General features: G+C 64.6%; 24 protein-coding genes. 7 read left to right on the forward strand and 17 right to left on the reverse strand.

Going from position 1 to position 22,431, the window contains the following annotated elements:
* Window positions 1–79: 79 nt before the first annotated feature.
* The 3 genes from galE to E5P2_RS27080 are packed head-to-tail and all read left to right on the forward strand — an operon-like array spanning window position 80 to window position 3,539.
* Window positions 80–1,099: a UDP-glucose 4-epimerase GalE gene (gene galE, locus E5P2_RS27070; protein WP_162570170.1), complete on the forward strand. Its 1,020-nt coding sequence runs from the start codon at window positions 80–82 to the stop codon at window positions 1,097–1,099.
* On the forward strand, window positions 1,100–2,242 hold the full coding sequence (locus tag E5P2_RS27075; protein WP_232080865.1) for a glycosyltransferase: 1,143 nt from the start codon (window positions 1,100–1,102) through the stop codon (window positions 2,240–2,242). It begins immediately after the preceding gene.
* Complete coding sequence (locus E5P2_RS27080; RefSeq protein WP_162570171.1) at window positions 2,196–3,539, forward strand: sugar transferase; 1,344 nt, start codon at window positions 2,196–2,198, stop codon at window positions 3,537–3,539. The genes E5P2_RS27075 and E5P2_RS27080 overlap by 47 nt, the downstream gene beginning before the upstream one ends.
* Here E5P2_RS27080 and E5P2_RS27085 read toward each other — a convergent pair.
* The 13 genes from E5P2_RS27085 to sucC all read right to left on the reverse strand — a co-directional run bounded on the left by E5P2_RS27085 (window position 3,531) and on the right by sucC (window position 15,830).
* Window positions 3,531–4,304: a glycosyltransferase gene (locus tag E5P2_RS27085; protein ID WP_162570172.1), complete on the reverse strand. Its 774-nt coding sequence runs from the start codon at window positions 4,302–4,304 to the stop codon at window positions 3,531–3,533. The two genes, E5P2_RS27080 and E5P2_RS27085, sit on opposite strands and share 9 nt — an antisense overlap.
* A gap of 16 nt (window positions 4,305–4,320) precedes the next feature.
* Complete coding sequence (locus E5P2_RS27090) at window positions 4,321–5,103, reverse strand: alpha-1,2-fucosyltransferase (protein ID WP_162570173.1); 783 nt, start codon at window positions 5,101–5,103, stop codon at window positions 4,321–4,323.
* Between the two features lie 121 nt (window positions 5,104–5,224).
* Complete coding sequence (locus E5P2_RS27095; RefSeq protein WP_162570174.1) at window positions 5,225–5,776, reverse strand: FkbM family methyltransferase; 552 nt, start codon at window positions 5,774–5,776, stop codon at window positions 5,225–5,227.
* 157 nt (window positions 5,777–5,933) lie between these two features.
* Window positions 5,934–6,602, reverse strand: a complete 669-nt coding sequence (locus E5P2_RS27100; protein WP_162570175.1) for a class I SAM-dependent methyltransferase — start codon at window positions 6,600–6,602, stop codon at window positions 5,934–5,936.
* A 5-nt stretch (window positions 6,603–6,607) separates the two neighbouring features.
* Complete coding sequence (locus tag E5P2_RS27105; RefSeq protein ID WP_162570176.1) at window positions 6,608–7,885, reverse strand: lipopolysaccharide biosynthesis protein; 1,278 nt, start codon at window positions 7,883–7,885, stop codon at window positions 6,608–6,610.
* Window positions 7,886–7,991: 106 nt separating this feature from the next.
* The gene (locus E5P2_RS27110) at window positions 7,992–9,665 is read right to left on the reverse strand and encodes a PglL family O-oligosaccharyltransferase (RefSeq protein ID WP_162570177.1); all 1,674 of its coding nucleotides are present in this window, start codon (window positions 9,663–9,665) and stop codon (window positions 7,992–7,994) included.
* 66 nt (window positions 9,666–9,731) lie between these two features.
* The gene (locus E5P2_RS27115; protein WP_162570178.1) at window positions 9,732–10,226 is read right to left on the reverse strand and encodes a pilin; all 495 of its coding nucleotides are present in this window, start codon (window positions 10,224–10,226) and stop codon (window positions 9,732–9,734) included.
* 208 nt (window positions 10,227–10,434) lie between these two features.
* A complete protein-coding gene (locus tag E5P2_RS27120) occupies window positions 10,435–11,241 on the reverse strand; it encodes a 3',5'-cyclic-nucleotide phosphodiesterase (RefSeq protein WP_162570179.1) in 807 nt (268 codons plus the stop codon).
* Between the two features lie 190 nt (window positions 11,242–11,431).
* Window positions 11,432–12,079 carry an FHA domain-containing protein gene (locus E5P2_RS27125; protein ID WP_162570180.1) on the reverse strand — a complete coding sequence of 216 codons (648 nt, stop codon included), beginning with the start codon at window positions 12,077–12,079 and terminating at the stop codon, window positions 11,432–11,434.
* Window positions 12,080–12,148: 69 nt separating this feature from the next.
* Complete coding sequence (locus tag E5P2_RS27130) at window positions 12,149–12,955, reverse strand: Stp1/IreP family PP2C-type Ser/Thr phosphatase (RefSeq protein ID WP_162570181.1); 807 nt, start codon at window positions 12,953–12,955, stop codon at window positions 12,149–12,151.
* A gap of 25 nt (window positions 12,956–12,980) precedes the next feature.
* A complete protein-coding gene (locus tag E5P2_RS27135; protein WP_162570182.1) occupies window positions 12,981–13,667 on the reverse strand; it encodes a TerC family protein in 687 nt (228 codons plus the stop codon).
* Between the two features lie 95 nt (window positions 13,668–13,762).
* Window positions 13,763–14,656, reverse strand: a complete 894-nt coding sequence (gene sucD, locus E5P2_RS27140) for a succinate--CoA ligase subunit alpha (RefSeq protein WP_162570183.1) — start codon at window positions 14,654–14,656, stop codon at window positions 13,763–13,765.
* 10 nt (window positions 14,657–14,666) lie between these two features.
* On the reverse strand, window positions 14,667–15,830 hold the full coding sequence (sucC, locus tag E5P2_RS27145) for an ADP-forming succinate--CoA ligase subunit beta (protein ID WP_162570184.1): 1,164 nt from the start codon (window positions 15,828–15,830) through the stop codon (window positions 14,667–14,669).
* Window positions 15,831–16,014: 184 nt separating this feature from the next.
* On the opposite strand from sucC, the gene argC reads away from it, so the two are divergent.
* Window positions 16,015–16,938, forward strand: coding sequence for an N-acetyl-gamma-glutamyl-phosphate reductase (argC, locus tag E5P2_RS27150; RefSeq protein ID WP_162570185.1), 924 nt, complete (start codon window positions 16,015–16,017; stop codon window positions 16,936–16,938).
* Window positions 16,939–17,056: 118 nt separating this feature from the next.
* On the opposite strand, the gene recX is transcribed toward argC, so the two are convergent.
* Entirely contained in the window at window positions 17,057–17,506 is a 450-nt protein-coding gene (gene recX / locus E5P2_RS27155; RefSeq protein ID WP_162570186.1) for a recombination regulator RecX, read from the reverse strand.
* Window positions 17,507–17,515: 9 nt separating this feature from the next.
* Window positions 17,516–18,598, reverse strand: coding sequence for a recombinase RecA (recA, locus tag E5P2_RS27160; RefSeq protein ID WP_162570187.1), 1,083 nt, complete (start codon window positions 18,596–18,598; stop codon window positions 17,516–17,518).
* A 145-nt stretch (window positions 18,599–18,743) separates the two neighbouring features.
* On the opposite strand from recA, the gene E5P2_RS27165 reads away from it, so the two are divergent.
* The 3 genes from E5P2_RS27165 to E5P2_RS27175 are packed head-to-tail and all read left to right on the forward strand — an operon-like array spanning window position 18,744 to window position 21,421.
* Complete coding sequence (locus E5P2_RS27165; RefSeq protein WP_162570188.1) at window positions 18,744–19,229, forward strand: MarR family winged helix-turn-helix transcriptional regulator; 486 nt, start codon at window positions 18,744–18,746, stop codon at window positions 19,227–19,229.
* 60 nt (window positions 19,230–19,289) lie between these two features.
* Entirely contained in the window at window positions 19,290–19,961 is a 672-nt protein-coding gene (locus E5P2_RS27170; RefSeq protein ID WP_162570189.1) for a response regulator, read from the forward strand.
* A complete protein-coding gene (locus E5P2_RS27175) occupies window positions 19,958–21,421 on the forward strand; it encodes a sensor histidine kinase (protein ID WP_162570190.1) in 1,464 nt (487 codons plus the stop codon). The genes E5P2_RS27170 and E5P2_RS27175 overlap by 4 nt, the downstream gene beginning before the upstream one ends.
* On the opposite strand, the gene E5P2_RS27180 is transcribed toward E5P2_RS27175, so the two are convergent.
* A complete protein-coding gene (locus E5P2_RS27180) occupies window positions 21,418–21,630 on the reverse strand; it encodes a sporulation protein (RefSeq protein ID WP_162570191.1) in 213 nt (70 codons plus the stop codon). The two genes, E5P2_RS27175 and E5P2_RS27180, sit on opposite strands and share 4 nt — an antisense overlap.
* Before the next feature lie 2 nt (window positions 21,631–21,632).
* Complete coding sequence (locus E5P2_RS27185; RefSeq protein WP_162570192.1) at window positions 21,633–22,430, reverse strand: biotin--[acetyl-CoA-carboxylase] ligase; 798 nt, start codon at window positions 22,428–22,430, stop codon at window positions 21,633–21,635.
* Window position 22,431: the final 1 nt, after the last annotated feature.

The raw sequence follows: 22,431 nt of genomic DNA on the forward strand, positions 1-22,431 counted from the left end.
GGTTCCTGAGCCGCGCTGACTTCGATTTTTTGGATCGAGCGATCCATTCAAGATAAATTCGAGCTCGAAAGCGCGAGTCATGACACCTTCCATCCTCATCACCGGCGGCGCCGGCTACATCGGCTCGCACACCGCGGTGGCGCTCATGGAGGCCGGCCACAAGGTGGTCATCCTCGACAACCTGTGCAACAGCGATGCGCGCGTGCTCGACCGGTTGCGCCGGCTGGCGGGCAACGCCTTCGAGTTCGAACAAGGCGACGTGCGTGATGCCGCGCTGCTCGACCGTGTCCTGGCGCAGCATGCGGTGAACAGCGTCATCCACTTCGCCGGCCTGAAGGCGGTGGGCGAATCGGTGGCCCAACCCTTGCGCTACTTCGACAACAACGTCGGCGGCACCTTCAGCCTGCTGCAGGCGATGGAGCGCGCGGATGTGCGGCACATGGTGTTCAGCTCATCGGCCACGGTCTACGGCGACCCCGAGCAGGTGCCGATTCCCGAAACCGCACCGCTGAAGGCCACCAACCCCTACGGCCGGACCAAGCTCGTCTGCGAAGACATGCTGCGCGACCTGCAGCGCGCCGATCCGCGCTGGAAGATCGCGATGCTGCGCTACTTCAATCCGGTCGGTGCGCATCCGAGCGGACTCATCGGCGAAGCGCCCAGCGGTGCGCCCAACAACCTGATGCCCTACATCGCCCAGGTCGCCGTGGGCCAGCGCGACTGCCTGAATATTTTCGGCGACGACTATCCCACGCCCGACGGCACCGGCGTGCGCGACTACATCCATGTGATGGATCTGGCGCGCGGCCATCTGGCCGCACTGGAGCAGTTGGCGAAGCGGCAGCAATCCATCACCGTGAACCTGGGCACCGGCGCCGGCGTCAGCGTCAAGCAGCTCGTCGAGACCTTTGCGCGGGTGACCGGGCGGCCCATTGCCCATCGCTATGTCGCCCGCCGTGCCGGCGACGTCGCGGTCTGCTATGCCGACACCACGCTGGCACGCGCCACGCTGGGCTGGCAGGCCGAGCATGACATCGCCCGCATGTGCGAGGACGCGTGGCGCTGGCAGTCGATGAATCCCACGGGCTACACGAACTAATTGGAACGCGCCTCCCATCCTCTGAAGGTGATGCAGGTCATCACCAAGGGCGAAAGCGGCGGCGCGCAGACGCACCTGCTCGCGCTCTGCCTGGCGCTGGCGCCGCGCGTGCGCTTCGTGGCCGCGATCGGCGGCGCGTCACCACGCTCGATGCTGGGCGATGAATTGCAGACGCTGGGCATTCCAGTATGCGCCGTGCCGCAGCTCGGCAATTCGCTGTCGCCGCTGCGCACGCTGGCGGCGGTGCGCGCGCTGCTGTGTCTGGTGCGCGAGCACCGGCCCGACACCCTCCACGCGCACAGCTCGGTGGCCGGCGTGGTGGCGCGCATCGCGGGGCGCATCGCCGGCATCCCGGTCATCTATACGGTGCACGGCTTCGGCTTCAAGCCCGAGATTCCGCGGCTGCAGCGCTGGGCTGCCTGGATGGCCGAATGGACCTTGGCGCGACTGACAGCGCACATGGTCTGTGTCTCGAGCCACGAGATGCAACTGGCCCGCCGCCTGCCGATTGCGCGAGGCCGTCTCAGCGTCATTCCCAATGGCGTGGCGGATACGCCCGAGCGTGCGCAACCGGATCACGCGCCGGCACGCATCGTGATGGTCGCGCGTCTGGCGCGACCCAAGCGGCCCGACCTGCTGCTGCACGCGCTGGCCTTGCTGCGCGCCCGGCTCGGCCACGAAGTGCCGGCAAGCCTGATCGGCAGCGGACCGGACATGGCGGCCCATCGCGCCCTGGCCCGGCAACTGAAGCTGCAGGCGGTGGACTTCACCGGCGATGCCGACGACGTGCCGAAGCGGCTGGCGCAGCACGGTGTCTTCGTCCTGATGTCCGACCATGAAGGCCTGCCCATCTCGGTCATTGAAGCCATGCGCGCCGGACTTGCGATCGTGGCCAGCGATCTCCCCGGCATGCGAGAACTGATCGACGACGGCACGCATGGGCTGCTGGTGGCCAACGAGGCCGGCGCGCTGGCCGAAGCACTTCTTGCGCTGACCGCCGCGCCCGCACTGCGCGCCCGCCTCGGCCATGCGGCGCGCCAGCGCTACGAAGCCCGTTTCACGCCCGCGCCCATGGCCCGCGCAGTGGAAACGCTCTATGGTCAAATCGCCCGCCATGAGCCAGCCAGCGACCCCGCGCGTTGAGCAACAACAAGGCACCCTCGCGTCGTCGACGGCGCGGCGGCAAGGCGCGCAGCTCGGCTGGTCGCTCGCAGGCATCTCGACGCTGCTGCTGAGCTACCTGATCGCGGTCGGACTGCACAAGGCCGCTCTGGTCACGTACCAGTTCCCGCAGACCGTGCTGTGGTGCGCGTTGCCTTACATGCTGGCCGCGCATTGGCTCTATCGCGGCTCCGGCCTGCCGGCCGCCGAGCGCAGCAGCCTGCTGGTGGTCACCACGGCCATCCCCTTCCTGCTGACGCCGCTCAGCTTCGCGCTGCTGCAGCGGCCTTATTCGCGCGGTGCGGTGGTGCTGGTCTATGTGCTGTCCACGGCCTGGTTCGTGCTGGGCGATTGGCTACATCGGCGGCGTCACGCACAACGGCTGCTCTACCTGGATGCCGGAGTGCCGGCGCGACTGCAGCGTCTGATCGGCAAGGAGCTTTCGCGCAATCCGTCCATTCGCCTGGAGCCGTGGCCCAGCGACGCCTCGGCATCCGGGCCGATGCCGGCCGGCGACGGCGTGGTCCTCGAGCGCCATGTGCCGCCCAGCGATGGACGCAGCCAGCTGCTGAGCAGCCTCAAGCTCCATCATGTGCGGCTCTACAGCGTGGAGGCGGTGGCCGAACTCCTGAGCGGCCGGAAGATGCTGCCCGAGGGTGAGGAAGACGACCTGTGGCAGATCGATGGCAATCCGGCCTACGACGTGGCCAAGCGCGCGATCGACGTCGCCCTGGTCCTCCTTTTTGCTCCGCTGTGGGTGCCGTTGACCGCGTTGGTGGCATTGGCCGTGAAGATCGATTCGCCGGGCGCCGCGCTGTTCAGCCAGATGCGCGTCGGCTTGCATGGGCGGCAATTCAGGATCTGGAAGCTTCGCAGCATGCGGCACGAGACGCTCGACGCCAGTGCTCGCTTTGCCGTGGTCGATGACGAGCGCATCACGCGCCTGGGTCGCTTCATCCGGCGCGCACGCCTGGACGAGTTGCCGCAACTGTGGAACGTGCTGCGCGGCCACATGAGCCTGATCGGCCCGCGCCCGGAACAGGAGCGCTTCGTGCGCGAGTTCGCGCAGCGGATTCCCTGCTATCCCTATCGCCACCTGGTGCGGCCTGGCCTGACGGGATGGGCACAAGTGCAACAGGGCTATGCGGGCAATGAGGAAGAGACTGCGATCAAGCTCAGCTATGACCTTTACTACGTCACGCATTACTCGTTGGCGATGGATCTGCTGATCTATTTCAAGACCACCAGGATCGTGCTCACGGGGTTTGGGTCACGCTGAGCGAAACAGCAGCTTCGCCAAGGTCCACAGAAGCGCCGGCGCCCACAGCAAGCCACCGCCCGTGACCAATTGTCGCGCCTGACTGGCCAGCACCGAGGCATAGGCCTGGCGAGACCCGCGCGCGTCGCCCGTCGAAGCTGCGCTGTAGTGCAGACAGACCTCCGGCAGATTGGCGAAGCCGCAATCGGGCCGGCGGCTGGCGCGCAGCCACAGGTCGTAGTCCTCGGCGTGCAGTCCTCCGTGGTAGCCGCCCAGATCCAGAATGGCCTGGCGGCGGTACATCACGCTGGGATGGCACAGCGGGTTGCCCCAGAATAGCGCGCGGCGAATCCGCGCGTCTTCGATCGGCAGCTGCAGGCTTCGCGTCACTTGCCCGCGCGCATCGACATGGTCGTACCAGGTCCCCAGGATCGTGGTTTCCGGGTGCGATTGCATCCATGCGACCTGTCGCTCGAAGCGATGCGGCAGTGCCAGATCGTCGGCGTCCATGCGCGCTACCAGCGGCGCCCGGCACGCGTGAAGGCCCAGATTGAGACTGAAGATCAGGCCGCGGACCGGCGTCGTCAGCACGCGCAATGCGGGCCATGTGCGCACGAGGTCGTCCAGATAGGCCTGCTCTGCGTCGCCGATCTGCAGGCCGTTCACAACCAGCACGAGGCTGCCTGGTTTCAGGGTCTGGTCGAAGCAGGAAGCCAGCGCGCGTCGCAGCTCGGCATTCAACCGGTGCGTGCACATGAGGACATCGAACCCGGCGGCGGCTGTCATGGAGCAGCAGAGCGAATCAGACTCTCGTCCATCGCTTCGGAATCCGGTATTGGGCATAGGGATCGTCGTGGACGAACCAGGCGGACGGCGCGCAGATCATCTGCTCGGCCCGACCGCGCCGTTCGGACAGCCATGCGCCCCACCAGCTGAACGAGCTGTTCGCAATGATGTGATGCCGGCACAGCGACATCAGCTGCAGATCCTGCCAGGCGTCGAGGCCCTGGTTGTGGTCGACGAACACGATCTCGCCGTGCAGGAAGTTCAGCGCACCACGGCACCATGCGATGTCATCGGAGAACACGACCCACAGAGGCTGGCCGTGGCGATCCTCGATGCGCCGCGCAGCTTCCTGGTAGTAGGCCATCGGCAAGGTGCCATGAAATCGCGCAGCAGATGGCAGATTGACATAGTCGCCGCGCCGCACATGGATGGCCGCGGAAGGCCTGGACGCTACGGCTTCGCTCAGCTTCTGGCTTTGCGAAGACAGCGCGCGCAGTGGCACCAGATCCTGACTGATTTCCGTCGCATACCTGGCAAAGCAGGTTTCGCTTTGCCAGAAGCCTGCGAGCAAGGTGTCGCCTCGCGTCTCTCGAAGCAGGTTCGGATAGAGCGCTGGGGACTCGGTCAATACGTCGAGCCGCGTCATCCATGCGCCGGGTCTGCCCCAACGCATGGCACGCCGGCACTTCAGCGCTTCGGCCCGTGTCGCAGGACGCGCGTGAATAGCGTACGCGCTCAACTCATAGTGTCGGCGTGTGACTCGCCTGCTGGTGGATTCCAGGGCCGAGAGATCGAGCACCAGCTCTGCGCCCGATGCCAGGGAAAAGGCGCGGCCGCATGCGTATTGGAACAACTGGTTGCCCAGTCCGCCGTTGAGCCGACTGATGATCATGCGCTTCGCCTACTCCAGAGAGCATTCGTCACAAGCGCGTCCATGATTCCCACACAAAGTGATAGCACCAGTCCTGGCGGTGCGTACGGGCCAATGCTGCCCGAATCCGATTACGCCGCGCAATGGCATCCCGGGCAAAGTCGTGAAATTGGACTTGCAGATGGCGTACCCGCACGATCTTTCCTGTTTCGATCAGGTGTTCCAGTACATCGAACTCGCCGCCTTCGATGTTGAGCTTCAGCAGCGCAACTTCCTGAATATTGAATTGATCCAGAAACTCGTCGAACTGCTCCAGGCGGATGGTCTCCAGTTGACCCGTGGTGTCGCGCGCAATCGAGGATGCATCACCATCCAGCGAAATGCACAGCGTCTGCGGCGATGAAGACAGGCCATAGTTGAAGCAATGGATTTTTTCATCGCTTGCGAATCTCGCCTGGCACTTGGCAAAGAAGCTTAGAACAGGCTCGAACAGATAGACCGTGCAACTGTACTTCTCGTGGATCGCCGCGCTGAAGTCTCCGACGAATCCGCCAAGATCGAACACCATGTCCGCGCTCCCCAGCGGGTAGCTCAGTCGCAAGGTCTGGTCGCCTCGATCCCGTCTCCAACGCACGACGTCTCGTGCCTGCTGGTCGCGCAGGATCCAGCCTTTCGCATACAAGCGAAGTTGACCCAGCCACGCTCTCAATCCGGATGGAACGTACGACCTGATGCTCGACAAAGGGGACAAAGGCATCTCAAATGAGCCTGGTGAGTATCTGGCTGATGGCGCCGGCCCAGCGGGATCGCCGCGAGAGTTTTTCTCCAGGACTCATCAAGGCGTCGACCGAACTCGCCCGTCGTACCTCGAATGGCGCATCGAACTCGAATCCTTGAAAGAAGTAGTCCGGATTCAGCTTGATCACATCCATCCAATTGTTTTCCAGCATCGGGCGCAACCTGGCTGTCACAGGTTCGAAGGCCTTGAACGGAAGATCGGCCTTCGGAATGTAGGAAAGAAGCCGCGTCCGGGGTTCATAGCCGACAACATGGCGATGAACATCGAAGTCGAACATGTACTCGTAGGTCATCTGGGGAAACTCCAGATAGCCTCGCCCTGAGCCCACGCGAAAAATCTCTTGCATGAAAAGCTCGGGCGACGGCACGTGCTCGATCACGTGAGAGGCAATGACGTAGCCGAACGCATCGTCGGCAAAGGGGAATCGACCACCATCGTAGAACGAGACTGGCTTGCCCCGGAATTCAGGCGCTGCGACCACATCACCGCGCTGGCGCACCCGCTCTTCCTCTGTCGCCATGCTGAGCTCCAGGTAGTGGGTGGCGCCGGCAAACGGAGTCGATCCCGGGCCAATCTCCAGAACCTTGGCGCCGTTCGGAATGGAGCAGATGCGTTGCGGAAAGAACATGGAGATCAAACAATCTTGCGAAACCAACTCAGGCTCAACAGCAAGCCGAGCGCGTTGATCAACAACCATCCCGCGGCGGCTCCCATGATTCCCTCATGCCTCACCAGCACGGGGGTCAGCAATGCAGTGAGCACCACGGAGCAAATGCTGATGATCAACGGCATCCTGTAGTTTGCCTCCAGCATCCATCCGACATAGCCGACCTGGTAGATGACATTGAGCAGAGTTCCTATCAACAACACCAGCAATACAGGATAGACGGCAACTGCAATTTCGTCGTTGCGCAGCCACAGATTCAGCACCGCATGACCCAGCCAAATGTAGAGGGCCATCGTCAATGCGGCGCCCGCCACCCCCAGCGTCAACCAAGTCAGAAAGATCTTGCGTATCTGTGATTTGTTGCCATGGACAGCAAGCAGTGTCGGAAAGACCGCCTGAATCATAGGGTATGTCAAAGACAGCAGCCCCAAGGCCGCGCTTGATGCGATCGCGTAGATGCCGACCTGGTCCAGGGTCACCATCTTGGTGAGGATCAGCTTGTCCATTTGCGTCGTGAGGCCCGAAAGGACCACCGCCAGCGACATCTTCACCGCGCCGGGCAGCAGGTGTCTGATCTCCGGCCAGGAAGCGCTGCCTCGCCAGCCGTGCGTGCCGACAGCACGCCATGCCATTGCATAGCGCACCGCACCCTCGGCCATCGCGACGATCACATACCAGACCAACAGCCATTGCAGCGAATGCCACAACCAGACGACCCCTGCGCCCACGCCATAGCGAAACACATGTCCAATTGCGATCGAGACATTGAGAGGACGATGCAGATCCACAGCGAGAAGCAAACTGCGAGGCAATGCGGCGAAGAGCTGTGTCCCGACTAGCAATGCGCTCGTCATCAGCAGTTGCGTGGCCTCCTGGGAATGAATGTCGGCAGTCAGATTGAGCCAGTGCCTGGCAATCCAACCGCTGGACATCGCCAATGCGAGTGCCAATGCCACGGCGAGCGCGCCGTACAGAGCCTGGCAGCTTGCCAACAAGGATCGAACCGGCTGCGACTGCTGGCCATGCTCACGCGACCGGAGTGCGAACTCTCGCACAAGGACCTGACTAAGACCGCCATCCACCATGATCAGGAGCGCCATGACGGTCATCACCACGCTCATCATTCCCCACTGGGCCTTGCCGAGCACGCCCAGGTAGACGGGCAGCGCCAGCAGCGGTCCCAGCGCGGCGGCGATGGTTCCGAAGTAGTTGAAGAATATGGACTCGACGAGTTTGGATTTCAATGGAGCATCCGTGGCCATGACAGACTTGAGTAGTCACGCACGAAGCGCTTTATTTGTGAACCAGTCTCTAGGAAAAGTCCATCCCAAACCACATTCATCCAAGCGTTCACGGCAAGCTTAGGCGCTTCAACTCAGGGTATTTGGTGGCTGCGAGCCCCGCGACCTGCTCCTTCAATTGCACATACATTTCATCGCCCCATATATGCCTCAATATCTGGATTTGGTGCGCTGCTTCTACTGGCTGTCCGTTCAAAGCCAGCGCCAACGCATAACGAAACAGAACAGGTGGATAGCCGAATCGCTCGGCCACCTTGCGCATCCGCTCCAACTGGTCGGCCTGCATGCCGGGCGTGGCCTCCGTGCGAGCAAATTTCAGGAAGGCTCCCAATTGGGTAAGCACAGGTAATTGAACTGCTGGTGTCACGATGCGGTCTGTGCCAATGCGTGCCGACTCTAGCCGCAATATGCGATAGTTGCCTTCGGCCTTCAAGTAGTCCACAGAAACCGCCACAAAGACAGCGCTGACCATCAGCGTGAAGAGTAACTTGGCCCGGAGGGGTATCCACAACGATGCCCCCTTCGATGGCGATAGCCCGTCGACGGCTCCCATTGCCAGTCCAACCGGAATCAAGAAGCTGGCGTAGTCCAACGGATATTCGAGCATCCCGTGAGTAATGACTCCTCCCGCCGCTGCCAGCAACCACACGGCCCGCGCATCTCGGCAGGCATGTATGCGGGTGACAAACCACCAGACCAACACTCCGATGATGAGACCACCGAAAGGTATGCCGTTCCACAACAACAGATCCAGGATTAAATTGTGGCTGTGCTCGAAATACTCGCCGATGATCGGGTGATCCTGCGCTACGCGCTGCTGGGCCGCGCCCACCTGCTGCCAGCCGTAGCCCCACAGCGGTTCTCGCCCAATCGCATCGAGCATCGCATGCCAATATGGCAACCGCTGTCCAGTTCGCATCTGATCGTTCAGGGCACGCCCGGCCGGCAACAGCAGTGCATCACAGACCTTCGGCCATAGCAGCGCACCTGCAACAAACAGCGCACCCAGCGCCAACAATTGCGCGCGCGTGGCGCGCAGACCTGCGCGTTCCCGAAGGACGAGCCCCCAGATGACAAGCAAGCCAATTTGCAGCCAGCCTGTACGCGACTGAGACATCACCATGCCCAGCAACAAAAAGACGGCACTCGGCCAGAAACCGGCATCGTGCACTTTTTGACGCTGGTGCAGCCAGAGCAAGCCGCAGAGCCCCAGAAAGCACACAGTACAGAAGAGATTGGGTTGAGCAACGTTGGCGAATGGCCGACCGCCGGGCGGCAAATCGACCGCATAAATGCCCAGGTTCAAAGCACCAGTCCACTGCACAAGCGCAATGCCGACGGACAACAACGCCGCAAAAAGCCAGGCCCCTGTCAGAGTGATTAGCCCATCGCTTCGATTGGAAGAAGCGACCATTGCGCCGCCGGCCAGCACGGCGGCTACCCATAGCCAGACATAGAGCGCGGCCATTACAGCGTCACCGGCAAAGAGCAGCTTGCCAGTCATGAACTGAACAAAAATCACCATGCCACAGACGACTGCCACGCCTGACAGTTGCCAGGACATGCGGCTACCAGCGACTGAACCGACCGCGGGACGAACCACCAGCAATGTCAACAGCAATCCGATGATCGCCAATGCATCGCCCCACGCCGCGGGCCACGGCAAGTAGTGATTGGGCACCAGCCATGCGGCGGCAGTCAGGGCGACAAGGAACTCCGTCAATCTAAGACTCATAAGGGCAAAAGAAAAGGCAGCCGAAGCTGCCTTTTTAGGCTACCCCAATATCACTTAGCCGCGGCAAGAGCCAGGCAAGTACTTCTGCACGATGGTCGTACCATCACTAGCAGAACCACACCGCCAGCTACCAACCTGTTGCGAGGTACCCCCGTAGGTCAGCGCCGTACCACTAGAATCCGTGGGGACAAGCGTGAGGAACTTGCCATCAACACCATTCGTGTCGATCCCACCTGCTGCGGTGACCTTGATAGCACCATTCAGATCCGTATGGACGGCCATCACATATTTGGAGGTTTGGCTGGCCGATTCACAGCCCCAGTTGTCGGCAGTCATCAACGAGGCCGTGCCCGTTTGATAGACCTCGGAAATGCTGGTACGGCAAGAAGATGCCGCCAGAATAATTTCAGTCACCTTCGCCCGCTTGGTGTAGTCCTGATAAGCCGGCAGCGCCACAGCCGCCAAGATACCAATGATCGCCACAACGATCATCAACTCGATAAGGGTGAAACCCTTTTGCACATTGCGTGCGATGGAACGACGGTTCATTCACAAACTCCAGGTTGGTTGACAGCAGAGGCCCGAGGATGCCCCCGGTGCGCCCTTCTATCCGCAGCATCTGTGCCATGCCCTGGAACACCCTGCGAACCGCCTCCGGCTGCGCATTTGTTCACGAACGCGTTACAACGCGTGACAGGAATTGTTGTACGCCGCGCACAGGGCCTGACAATTTTGTCGGGCCACGCAACCAATCGCGTCAGATGAACAGCACGCCGTCCGCCTGCAGCCAGCGAATGTCCCGTGCCTGCTGCCCCTGCATTTCCCATCCGGTCGCGAAGGCGTCGATCTGGCTCATGATCTCTTCCGTCTCCGCCGGCTTGGTGTGGGTGATGTAGATCGGGTAACTCTTCCCGGGCGCGATTCGGTTCAGTTCGTCCGCCAGGGTGGCGGGCGAGAGATGCAGGGCGCGCTCGGCCAGGGCCTGCTCGCGGTTGCTGAAGGCCGTCTCGATCACGAGCATGGCGACGTCGAGTTCGTTCACGCGGTCCCAGAAGGGCGCGTTGCGTTCGGTGTCGCCGCTGAAGACCCAGTTCGGCCCCCCCTGCGCCGGGCGAACGGCAAAGCCGCAGGCCGGCACCGTGTGGACCGCCGGCAGCACCTCGACCTGCTTGAGGTCGCGCGTGCCCAGTTGCAATTGCTGGCCGATCGCGATGTCGTGAAAGCTCACGAAGGGCGCCTCGCGGCTCGGGATGCTCGCGAAGTCGGGCCAGATGACGTTGTTGAAGACATAGGCGCGCAGCGCCTCGATGGTGGCGCGCAGCGCATGCACGCGCAGTGGCTTCTCGCGGCGGCTGGCCACGGCGTCGAGCATCAGGGGCAGGGCGGCGATGTGGTCGAGGTGCGAGTGGGTCAGCACCACGTCGTCGATGGCGGCCATCTCCTCGAGGGTGAGGTCGCCGACGCCGGTGCCGGCGTCGACCAGCAGATCGCTGTCGACCAGGAAAGAGGTCGTGCGGCAGTTCTTGGCGATGGCGCCCGAGCACCCCAACACACGCACCTGCATCTTGCGACAACCTCGTTTTCTGACAGCGCCTGGCTGCGACTTCGTTACGGACCGGGTTGCGCCATTTCCCGCCGTAGCCTTCGGGCAGCAACGACAGCGAGGCTATACGCAGTGCGCAGCACCGGAAAGGACTTATTTGGCATCTCGCGCCACCTGCGCGAGGCCGATACAGACTGTTGCAGTTGGCGCCTCAGCCGGCGACGAACTGCATGCGGGTGCCGCCGAGTTCGAGCACGTCGCCGTCCTGCAAGGCCACGGCTTCGTTGCCGAGCGGCTCGCCGTTGAGCGCGGTGCCGCCATCGATGGGGGCCACGACGTAACCGTGCAGGCGCCGCGTGACCGCGGCGACGGCGACGCCGGGCTTGCCGATCGTGGTGACGACTTTCTGCAGGCTGACCTCGCGCCCCGCGCCGCTGCCGGAGAGGACGCGGATGACCGCGACGCCGGGCGCGCCGAGCGACGCAGAGACCGTGGGTGCGGACGAAAGGGGCATCGGGCCGGAGGATGTGGCGATGCTGGCGCGGCCCACGGCCGCGCCTTCGGAGGCCGGGCCGCCGACCAGGTAGCGGATCTTGTACTTGCCGACCTCGATGGTGTCGTTGTCCTCGAGGGCCTGCTTCTTGACGGCGCGTCCATTGACGTAGGTGCCGTTGGTGCTGTTGAGATCTTCCAGGTAGACATCGCCGCCGATCATGTGCAGCACGGCGTGCTCACCGCTGATCGCCAGATTGTCGATCACGATGTCGTTGTAAGGCCGCCGTCCCAGCGTGGTGCGGTCCTTGGCGAGCGTCACCTCCTTGATGACGACGCCGTCGATCGAAACGATCATTTTCGGCATGGCCGACTCCTGGATCTCGGTTTCTTGTTCACTTCAAGGGCCCTTGCGGCAGGCAGCTCCTGGAAATTGCTAACTGGATGCCGGCGCTTCGCTTCTGGCGGCTCGGGCGAGGACAACCGAAATATTGTCCCTGCCGCCATTCTCGTTTGCCGTCGCAACCAAAAGTGTTGCTTTCTCCGACAGCCCGATATCTTGTAACAGAAGTGTGAAAAGCTGCGCGTCGGACACCATCTCACTCAAACCATCTGAACATAGCAGGAAAAGGTCGCCGGCCTGCACATCGTGTTCATGCATTTCGAGATTGACCTGGCGCTCGATGCCGAGCGCGCGCGTCACCAGGTTGCGGTGCGGCGACTGGAGGGCCTGTTCGGGGGTGATGGCGCCGGCGTCGAGCTGCTCCTGCAGCAGCGAGTGATCACGGGTGAGCAGCTCCAGCTTCCGATTGCGCAGCCGGTAGCAGCGCGAGTCGCCGATGTGCCCGACGATGGCGCGCTGCGGACCGAAGGCGGCCAGCACGAGGGTGGTGCCCATGCCCTGGAGCTGCACGTTGGCGACGCCGGCCTCGAGGATGGCCGAATTGGCTTCGTCGGTGCCGGCCTGCAGCGCACGGCGCAAGGCGCGGGCGTGGACCATCGGCCCGGCATGCGCCAGCCAGCGGCCGAAACTGGCTTGCAGCAGCGCGATCGCCATGCCGCTGGCCACTTCGCCGCCGTTGTAGCCGCCCATGCCGTCGGCCAGCAGCACCAGGCCCAGCGAGGCGTCGAAGGCGATGGTGTCTTCGTTGTTGGCGCGCACCCGGCCCGGATCGGTGAGTGCGGCGAAGTCCCAGGCCAGCGCGCCGGTGCCGGAAGAAGCGGGAGCGCCAGTGATCGCCATGGATGGAGTCGGGTGGAAAGTCAGGTCAGGCGGCCGCCGCATGGCTCGAGCGTGTGCGCAGCCAGCGACCGGTGAGCACGACGAAAACCGCACCCACCGCGGCCGCAGCGTAATGCAGCCACGGATTGTCTTCCAGCGAATCGTGCAGCGACACGTCGCTCACGATCGTCTCACCCGCGACCCAGCCGATGAGCGCGGCACCCAGCATGACGATGATGGGAAAGCGCTCCATGAGCTTGATCATCAGCGTGCTGCCGAAGATCACGAGCGGAATGCTGATCGCCAGGCCGAGGACCAGAAGGACCATGCTGCCCTGCGCCGCCGCGGCCACGGCGATCACGTTGTCCAGGCTCATGATCAGATCGGCCAGCAGGATGGTGCGCACGGCCGCCAGCATGCTGCCGTAGCGCTTTTCCTCGCCCTCGTCCTCTTCCTCTTCACCGAGCAGCTGCACGCCGATCCACAGCAGCAGCAGGCCGCCGACGATCTGCAGATAGGGCAAGGCCAGCAGCTTGGCGGCCACCACGGTGAGCACGATCCGCAGCACCACGGCGGCGCCCGAGCCCAGCAAGACCGCCTTGCGCTGTTGATGCGGCGGCAGCGCGCGGGCGGCCATTGCGATCACGACCGCGTTGTCGCCCGAAAGGATGATGTTGATCCAGATGATCTTGACGAGACCGATCCAGAAGTCGGCGGTTTGCAAATAGTCCATGTGTCTCCTCGGTACCGCTCCATGTATTGAAAAAGCGCCCGCAACATGAATTGCGAGCGCTTCGTCCTGCCTTGGTGAATCAGGCGGTCATCATCTCAGAGCAGCGCCTTCAGGCGCTTGGCCAATTCCGAGAAGTTGCGCGTGACGGTGAAACCCGATTCTTCCATGATGGCGAGCTTGGCGTCCGCCGTGTCGGCGCCGCCGGAAATCAGCGCGCCGGCGTGGCCCATGCGCTTGCCGGGAGGCGCGGTGACGCCCGCGATGAAGCCGACGATCGGCTTCTTCATGTGGGCCTTGCACCAGCGCGCGGCTTCGGCTTCGTCCGGGCCGCCGATCTCGCCGATCATGATGACGGCATCGGTATCGGGGTCGTCGTTGAAGGCCTTCATCACGTCGATGTGCTTGAGGCCGTTGATCGGGTCGCCGCCGATGCCCACGGCGCTCGACTGGCCGAGGCCGATTTCGGTGAGCTGGGCCACGGCTTCATAGGTGAGCGTGCCCGAGCGGCTGACCACGCCGATGCGGCCCTTGCGGTGGATGTGGCCGGGCATGATGCCGATCTTGATCTCGTCGGGCGTGATCAGGCCGGGGCAGTTCGGGCCGAGCAGCAGCGTTTCCTTGCCGCCGGCGGCCACCTTGGCCTTCATCTTGTTGCGCACCTCGAGCATGTCGCGCACCGGGATGCCTTCGGTGATGCAGATGGTCATGTCCAGGTCGGCTTCGACCGCTTCCCAGATCGCGGCGGCGGCGCCGGCCGGCGGCACGTAGATCACCGACACGGTGGCGCCGGTCTGCTTGGCCGCCTCCTTGACGGAGGCGTAGATCGGGATATTGAAGATCGACTCGCCGGCCTTCTTCGGGTTCACGCCGGCCACGAAGCAGTTCTTGCCGTTCGCGTATTCCTGGCACTTTTCCGTATGGAACTGGCCGGTCTTGCCGGTGATGCCCTGGGTGATGACTTTGGTGTCTTTGTTGATGTAGATCGACATGACTTGTTCCTTAGGCTTTGACCGCTGCCACGACCTTCTGGGCCGCTTCCGCCATGGTGTCGGCGCTGATGATCGGCAGGCCGGAGTCGGCCAGCAGCTTCTTGCCTTCGACTTCGTTGGTGCCCTTCATGCGCACCACCAGCGGCACTTGCAGGTTGACCGCCTTGCAGGCCGCGATCACGCCGGTGGCGATGGTGTCGCACTTCATGATGCCGCCGAAGATGTTGACCAGGATGGCCTTCACGTTCTTGTTCTTCAGCATGATCTTGAAGGCTTCGGTCACCTTCTCGGGGGTGGCGCCGCCGCCCACGTCGAGGAAGTTGGCCGGCTCGCCGCCGAAGAGCTTGATGGTGTCCATGGTCGCCATCGCGAGGCCGGCGCCATTGACCAGGCAGCCGATGTTGCCGTCGAGGCTGATGTAGGCGAGGTCGAACTTGCTGGCTTCGACTTCGGCCGCGTCCTCTTCGTCGAGGTCGCGGTAGGCCACGATCTCGGGATGACGGAACAGCGCGTTGGCGTCGAAGTTGAACTTGGCGTCGAGCGCCTTGATGTTGCCGTTGCCTTCGAGGATCAGCGGGTTGATCTCGACCAGGGAGGCATCGGTCTCCATGTAGATCTTGTAGAGCTTCTGGAGCACGTCGACCGCCTGGGCCTGCGAAGCCTCGGGGATGCCGATGCCGGCAGCGAGCTTGCGGCCTTGCGCGTCGGTCAGGCCGACCGCCGGATCGACGTAGTCGGTGATGATCTTCTCGGGCGTGGAGTGGGCCACTTCCTCGATGTCCATGCCGCCTTCGCTGGAGACGATGAACGCGACCTTCTGCGTGGCGCGGTCGGTGACGGCAGAGACGTAATACTCTTTCTTGATGTCGGCGCCGTCCTCGATCAGCAGGCGGCGGACCTTCTGGCCTTCGGGGCCGGTCTGGTGCGTCTTGAGCTGCATGCCGAGGATTTCGCCGGCGAGTTTCTTGACCTCGTCGATGGAGCGCGCGAGCTTCACGCCGCCGCCCTTGCCACGGCCGCCGGCGTGGATCTGGGCCTTGACCACCCACACGGGGCCGCCGAGTTTCTGGGCGGCTTCGACCGCCTCCTGCACCGTGTACGCCGGAATGCCGCGCGGCACAGGCACACCGAACTTGGCAAGAATTTCCTTGCCTTGGTACTCGTGAATCTTCATGAGGGTGTCTCTCGGAACGAGGTTGAGAACGGGAGAGTTGTTGGCTGTTGTCCGCGGGCCACGACGCCCGGATGGCGGGGGCGGCGAACAACCAGGGACTGTATCATGGTGCGCCGCACCAACGTGCGGATCCGTTCCCGCGGTCACACCCGGTTTCCACAGAGGCAATTCCAAGGCCCCCACCATGCCCAAGGTCTTCATCGACGGCGAGGCCGGCACCACCGGCCTCCAGATTCGCGAGCGGCTCCAGACGATGCCGGAGATCGAACTCGCGAGCATCGCGCCCGAGCTGCGAAAGGACGCAGGCGCCAAGGCCGCGCTGATGGCCGGCGTCGATCTGGTCGTGCTCTGCCTGCACGACGACGCGGCCCGCGAATCGGTGGCCCTGATCGACCGCATCGAGGGCCGCCGTCCCAAGATCATCGACGCATCGACCGCGCATCGCACCGCGTCCGGCTGGGTGTTCGGCTTTCCCGAACTGGTCGCCGGCCAGAGCGCGGCGGTCGCCAAGGCCGAGCGGGTGGCCAACCCCGGCTGCTACGCGACCGGCGCGATCGCCATCGTGCGTCCGCTGGTCGATGCCGGCCTGCTGCCGACCGATCATCCGATCGCGCTGCCTTCGGTCAGCGGCTACTCCGGCGGCGGCCGCACCATGATCGAAGCCTACGAAAAGGGCGAGGCGCCGCTGTTCGAGACCTATGCGCTGGGGCTCAAGCACAAGCACATCCCCGAGATCATGAAATACACCGGCCTCAGCCGCCGGCCGGTCTTCATTCCCTCGGTGGGCAACTTCAGGCAGGGGATGCTGGTGCAGTTGCCGCTGCATCTGGACGACCTGCCCGGCCGCCCGAAGTCGAGCGACCTGCACGATGCGCTGGCTGCGCACTATGCGAAGAGCAACACGCCGGAGCAGTTCGTGAAGGTGCTGCCGCCAAGTGCGGACGGCAAGATCGATGCGCTGGCGCTCAACGACACCAACCAGCTCGAGATCCGCGTGTTCCCGAACGAGGACCATCGCCATGCGGTGGTGATCGCGCGGCTGGACAACCTGGGCAAGGGTGCCAGCGGCGCCGCCGTTCAGAACCTCAAGCTGATGCTGGGCCTCTGACCCGGGCCTTCGCCCTGGCCGCTGGCGCGCTCAGGCCGCTGGCCCAGTCCGGCAGCCGCAGCGGGTCGGCCGCACGACGCGCTGCGTGATGACGCGCGACGCGAACGAATCCGGTGTGTCAGTCATCGAAGTCCGTCCTCAGCACCTTGGCCACCACCGAACCCGAGAAGCCGCGCGCCAGCAGGAAGCGGGTTTGTCTGGCGCGCTCTTTCGCATCTGCCGGCGGCGCATCGAAGCGGCGTCGCCACAGCGCCGTGGCCCGCTCCACTTCGCTGGCCTGCAGACCGGCCACCGCCTCGACGATGGCCTCGGGCGCGATGCCTTTGGCCTGCAGTTCCTGCCGCACCCGCAGCGCGCCGAGCCTCGGTGCGCGCTGATGGATGACCGAGGCGACGACACGCGGTTCGCTGATGAAATCCTTCGCCGCCAATTCGTCGAGCGCGCGCGCCAAGGTGCCGGGTTCTTCCTCATATTTGGCGAGCTTGCGTTCGAGCTCGGCGCGCGAATGCTCGCGCTGGCTCAGGAGGCGCAACGCACGCCCCTTGAGCGAGGGCGCAGCGAATGCCACCTGCGCCTCTTACTTCTCGGCCTTCTCGGGCTTGTCGGCCGCGCCGTCGGCCGCTTCGGCCAAGAGCGGAATGCCCAGCGATTCGCGCACCTTGTTCTCGATCTCGCGCGACAGCGACGGGTTCTCGCGCAGGAACTCGCGCGCGTTGTCACGGCCCTGGCCGATCTTCTCGCCGTTGTAGGCGTACCAGGCGCCCGACTTGTCGACGATCTTGGCGGTCACGCCCATGTCGATGATTTCGCCTTCGCGGCTGATGCCCTCGCCGAACAGGATGTCGAACTCGGCCGTCTTGAAGGGCGGCGACACCTTGTTCTTCACCACCTTGACCTTGGTCTCGTTGCCGATGGCCTCGTCGCCCTTCTTGATGGTGCCGATGCGGCGGATGTCCAGCCGCACCGAGGCGTAGAACTTCAGCGCGTTGCCGCCGGTGGTGGTTTCGGGCGAGCCGAACATCACGCCGATCTTCATGCGGATCTGGTTGATGAAGATGACCATGCAGTTGGTCTTCTTGATGGTGGCCGTGAGCTTGCGCAGCGCCTGGCTCATCAGGCGGGCCTGCAGGCCGGGCAGCGAGTCGCCCATCTCGCCTTCGATTTCGGCCTTGGGCGTGAGCGCGGCGACCGAGTCGATCACGATCAGGTCGACCGCACCGGAGCGCACCAGCGAATCGACGATCTCGAGGGCCTGCTCGCCCGTGTCGGGCTGGCTGATGAGCAGGTCGGACAGGTTGACGCCGAGCTTCTGCGCGTACTGCACGTCGAGCGCGTGTTCGGCATCGACGAAGGCGCAGGTGCCGGCCTGGCGCTGCATCTCGGCGATGACCTGCAGCGTGAGGGTGGTCTTGCCCGAGGATTCCGGTCCGTAGATCTCGATGACGCGGCCGCGCGGCAGGCCGCCGACGCCGAGCGCGATGTCGAGGCCCAGGGAGCCGGTGGAAACCACCTGGATGTCTTCCAGCGCCTCGCCCTCGCCCAGCCGCATGATCGTGCCCTTGCCGAACTGCTTTTCGATCTGGGCCAGCGCGGCCTGGAGGGCCTTGGCCTTTTCGCTGTTGGCGACCGAGATGCTTGCGCCCTTGACGACTGCGTCCATTGGAAAGCTCCTTGAATATCAATGGGTTGTGTGGAGGGCATCCGCTTTCTGCTTTTAATCACAGCCTGGATGCTTGAACAGTAGTGTAGGGGTGGATAGATCGAGAAAAACTGATTTTTTGGTCAGTTTGCTTTACCATTTGCGAATGGCCGATCCTGCCTTTCCCGCCGACCCCGACACTTGGCGCCAGACACATCTGGGCCGCCTGCTGGGCCATGCGATGCGCCGCTTCGACGAGCGCGTACTGGCGTTGATGGCGCACGATGCCGATGTGCCGCTCGCGCTGTCGAACCTCGCCGCACGCGCGCAGGTGAGCGCGGCGCACGTTCACATCACCCGCCACCTCGCGCGCGAAGGCTCGCGGCTCACCGTGCTGGCCGAGCGCGCCGGCATGACCAAGCAGGCCATGGGCGCACTGGTCGACCAGTGCGAGGCCTGGGGCCTGGTGACGCGCGGCCCCGATCCGCGCGATGCGCGGGCGCGGCGCGTGCTGTTCACGGCCGACGGCCTGGCCTGGCTCCAAGCCTTCCGCCACGCGGTGGCGCAGGCCGAACAGGAGTTTCGCGCCAGCGTCGGCGACGAGATCGCGACCGTGGTCACCCTCGGCCTCGAAGCCTATGCAGCGGCCTAGAATTCGGACGGGGAATGTGGTCAGACGGCCTTCCAAAGGCCGCGACATGTGGAGACTCGCATGCGAATCCTGATTGCCGAAGACGACCAGGTCCTGGCCGATGCGCTGCTGCGCAGCCTGCGCAATGCCGGCGCCGCGGTCGACCACGTGGCCAGCGGCTCGCAGGCCGACGCCGCGCTGATGACCAACAGCGAATTCGATCTGCTGATCCTCGACCTGGGCCTGCCCAACCTGCACGGCCTTGAAATCCTCAAGCGGCTGCGCGCCCGTGGCTCGCAGCTGCCGGTGCTGGTGCTGACGGCCGCCGACAGCGTCGAGGAGCGCGTCAAGGGCCTCGACTACGGCGCCGACGACTACATGGCCAAGCCCTTCTCGCTGCAGGAGCTCGAGGCCCGCGTGCGGGCCCTGACGCGGCGCGGCATGGGCACCACCAGCAACGCCATCAAGCACGGGCCGCTGGTGTACGACCAGGCCGGCCGCGTCGCGACCATCGACGGCAAGATGATCGAGCTGTCGGCGCGCGAGCTCGGCCTGCTCGAAGTCCTGCTGCAGCGCGCCGGCCGCCTGGTGAGCAAGGACCAGCTGGTCGAGCGCCTGTGCGAATGGGGCGAGGAGGTGAGCCTGAACGCGATCGAGGTCTACATCCACCGCCTGCGCAAGAAGATCGAAAAAGGGCCGGTGCGCATCGCCACCGTGCGCGGGCTCGGCTACTGCCTCGAAAAAATCGCTTGAAGCTTTTCCAGCGCGCGCAGCGCTCGCTCTTCGGCGAGATCCTCGATTGGATGCTCACGCCGCTCCTGCTGCTGGTACCGGTCAGCATCGGGGTCACGTGGCTGGTGGCGCAGGGCATCGCCAACGCACCGTACGACCGGGCGCTGGAATACAACGCCCAAACGCTGGCGCGCCTCGTGAAGGTACGGCCGAACGGCGTGGACTTCGTGCTGCCGCAGCCGATGCGCGAGATCCTGCGGGCCGACGGCACCGACCGCGTGTACTACCAGGTGCTCGACGAGCAGGGCCAGCTGCTCAGCGGCGAGCGCGATGTCCCGCGTCCCAACTCCGACGATCCGCCCGTGCCGGGCACGGTGTACCTGCGGGATGGCGAGATGCGCGGCAAGCCGGTGCGCGTGGCCTCGCTCTGGGTGGTGGGCGCTTCGCCCGACACGCCGCCCGTGCTGCTGCAGGTGGCCGAAACGCGGCAGAAGCAATCCGTGCTGGCGATGGAAATCATCAAGGGCGTGCTGCTGCCGCAGTTCGCGATCCTGCCGCTGGCGGTGCTGTTGATCTGGCTGGCGCTGGTGCGCGGCATCAAGCCGCTGTCGGTGGTCGAGGCTCGCATCCGCGAGCGCCGGCCCGACGACCTGAGTCCGCTCGACGAATCGTCCGTGCCGCTCGAGGTCGTTCCGCTGGTGCTGTCGGTCAACGAGCTGCTGGGCAAGCTCAAGGACTCGATCGGCACGCAGAAGCGCTTCCTGGCCGATGCGGCGCACCAGCTCAAGACCCCGCTCGCAGGGCTGCGCATGCAGGCCGACCTCGCGCAGCGCGAAGGCGCGAATGCCGACGAGCTCAAGCAGTCGCTCAAGCAGATCGGCCGCGCCAGCGTGCGCGCCACGCACACGGTGAACCAGCTGCTGTCGCTGGCGCGCGCGGAGGGCAGCGGCGCCAGCATCGGACGGCAGCCTTGCGATCTCGCGCGCCTGACGATCGAGGTGGTGCGCGAAGCGGTACCGCGTGCGATCGAGAAGCGCATCGACATCGGCTATGACGGTGCCGAAGCGGGCGCCCCCGGCGTCCTGCTCGAAGGCAATCCGACGCTGCTGAAGGAGCTGGTGCGCAACCTGGTCGACAACGCGCTCAACTACACGCCTTCCGTGCCCGAGCGGCCCGGCGTGATCACCGCACGGGTGCTGGCCGACCCCTTCGGCCGCATCATCGTGCTGCAGGTCGAGGACAACGGTCCCGGTATTTCCGAGAGCGAGCGCGAGCTGGTGTTCGAGCCCTTCTACCGCGTGCTCGGCAACGAGGCCGATGGCTCGGGGCTGGGCCTGCCGATCGTGCGCGAGATCGCGCGGCAGCACGGCGCGACAGTGAGCCTGGAGGATGCGCATCCCGGCCAGCGGCCGCCCGGCACGCGCTTCAGCCTGCGCTTCGATGCGGGCACCGGCGATCGCCGCAGCATCGGCACCAGCTAGGACCCGGGTGCCGACGCGGGCATCCCCGGCGCCGCAGGTGCATCCTTGTCGATTCGCAGCACCTCCGGCCGGATCTGCTGCAGCAGGCGCTGCGGCTCCCGCTCGCTGAAGCGCGCCGGCTCCATCCCGAACATGGCGAGCGCACCGTGGGTCCAGGCGTAGTACCCCAGGTTCGCGAGCAGCAGAAGAACGGCAACGACGCGCAGCATCGTCAGGGCTGCGTACGGCGCGGCCGCACGCTGACTTCGGAGCTGCTGACCGTCTTCATGCCCGATGCGGTGCGCACCAGCAGCTCGCCGCCCCAGCCCACGCCTTCGCAATGGCCCTCGGTGCCGTCACTGAGCGTCACCTCGCGGCCATGCAGGGTGTCGCGCGCGGCGAAGCGCTCGGCGAAGGCCGCGAAGCCCTGCGCCGCGAACAGCTGCACATTGCGCACCAGCGGCAGCACGACTTCGCGCAGCAGCTCGGGCGCCGTGGCGAGCGGACGCCATTGCCGGATCCAGGCAGGCTCGGTGGACAGGCCCGCGGCTTCGCGCGCACCGACATTGAGGCCGATGCCGATCACCAGATAGCGCTCGGCCGCGTCGGGCTGCAGCAGTGCCGTCTCGATCAGGATGCCGCCGAGCTTGCGGTCCTCGACCCACAGGTCGTTCGGCCACTTGAGCCTGACGCCCGCCGTATCGGAGGCATCGAGGCTTTCGGCGACGCTGACGCCGACCGCCAGCGAAAGTCCCGACCAGTCGCGCGGTGCCAGCGGCAGCCCGAGGGAAAAGGTCAGCGATGCGGGCGCGCGCGCGTGCTGCGCGCTGTGCCAGGTACGGCCCAGCCGGCCGCGGCCGGCGGTCTGCCGCTCGGCCACCAGCAGCACCGGCGCGAAACGCCCGGCGCGCACGCGGCGCATCAGCTCGGTGCTGGTGGAATCGATCTCGGGAACGACCTCGACTGCGAGGCCCGGCAGCAGCGGCGCCAGCGCTTCGGCGATCTCGTCCTCGAACCAGGCGTCGGCCATG

The sequence above is a fragment of the Variovorax sp. SRS16 genome (assembly GCF_901827165.1).
Lineage (GTDB): Bacteria > Pseudomonadota > Gammaproteobacteria > Burkholderiales > Burkholderiaceae_C > Variovorax.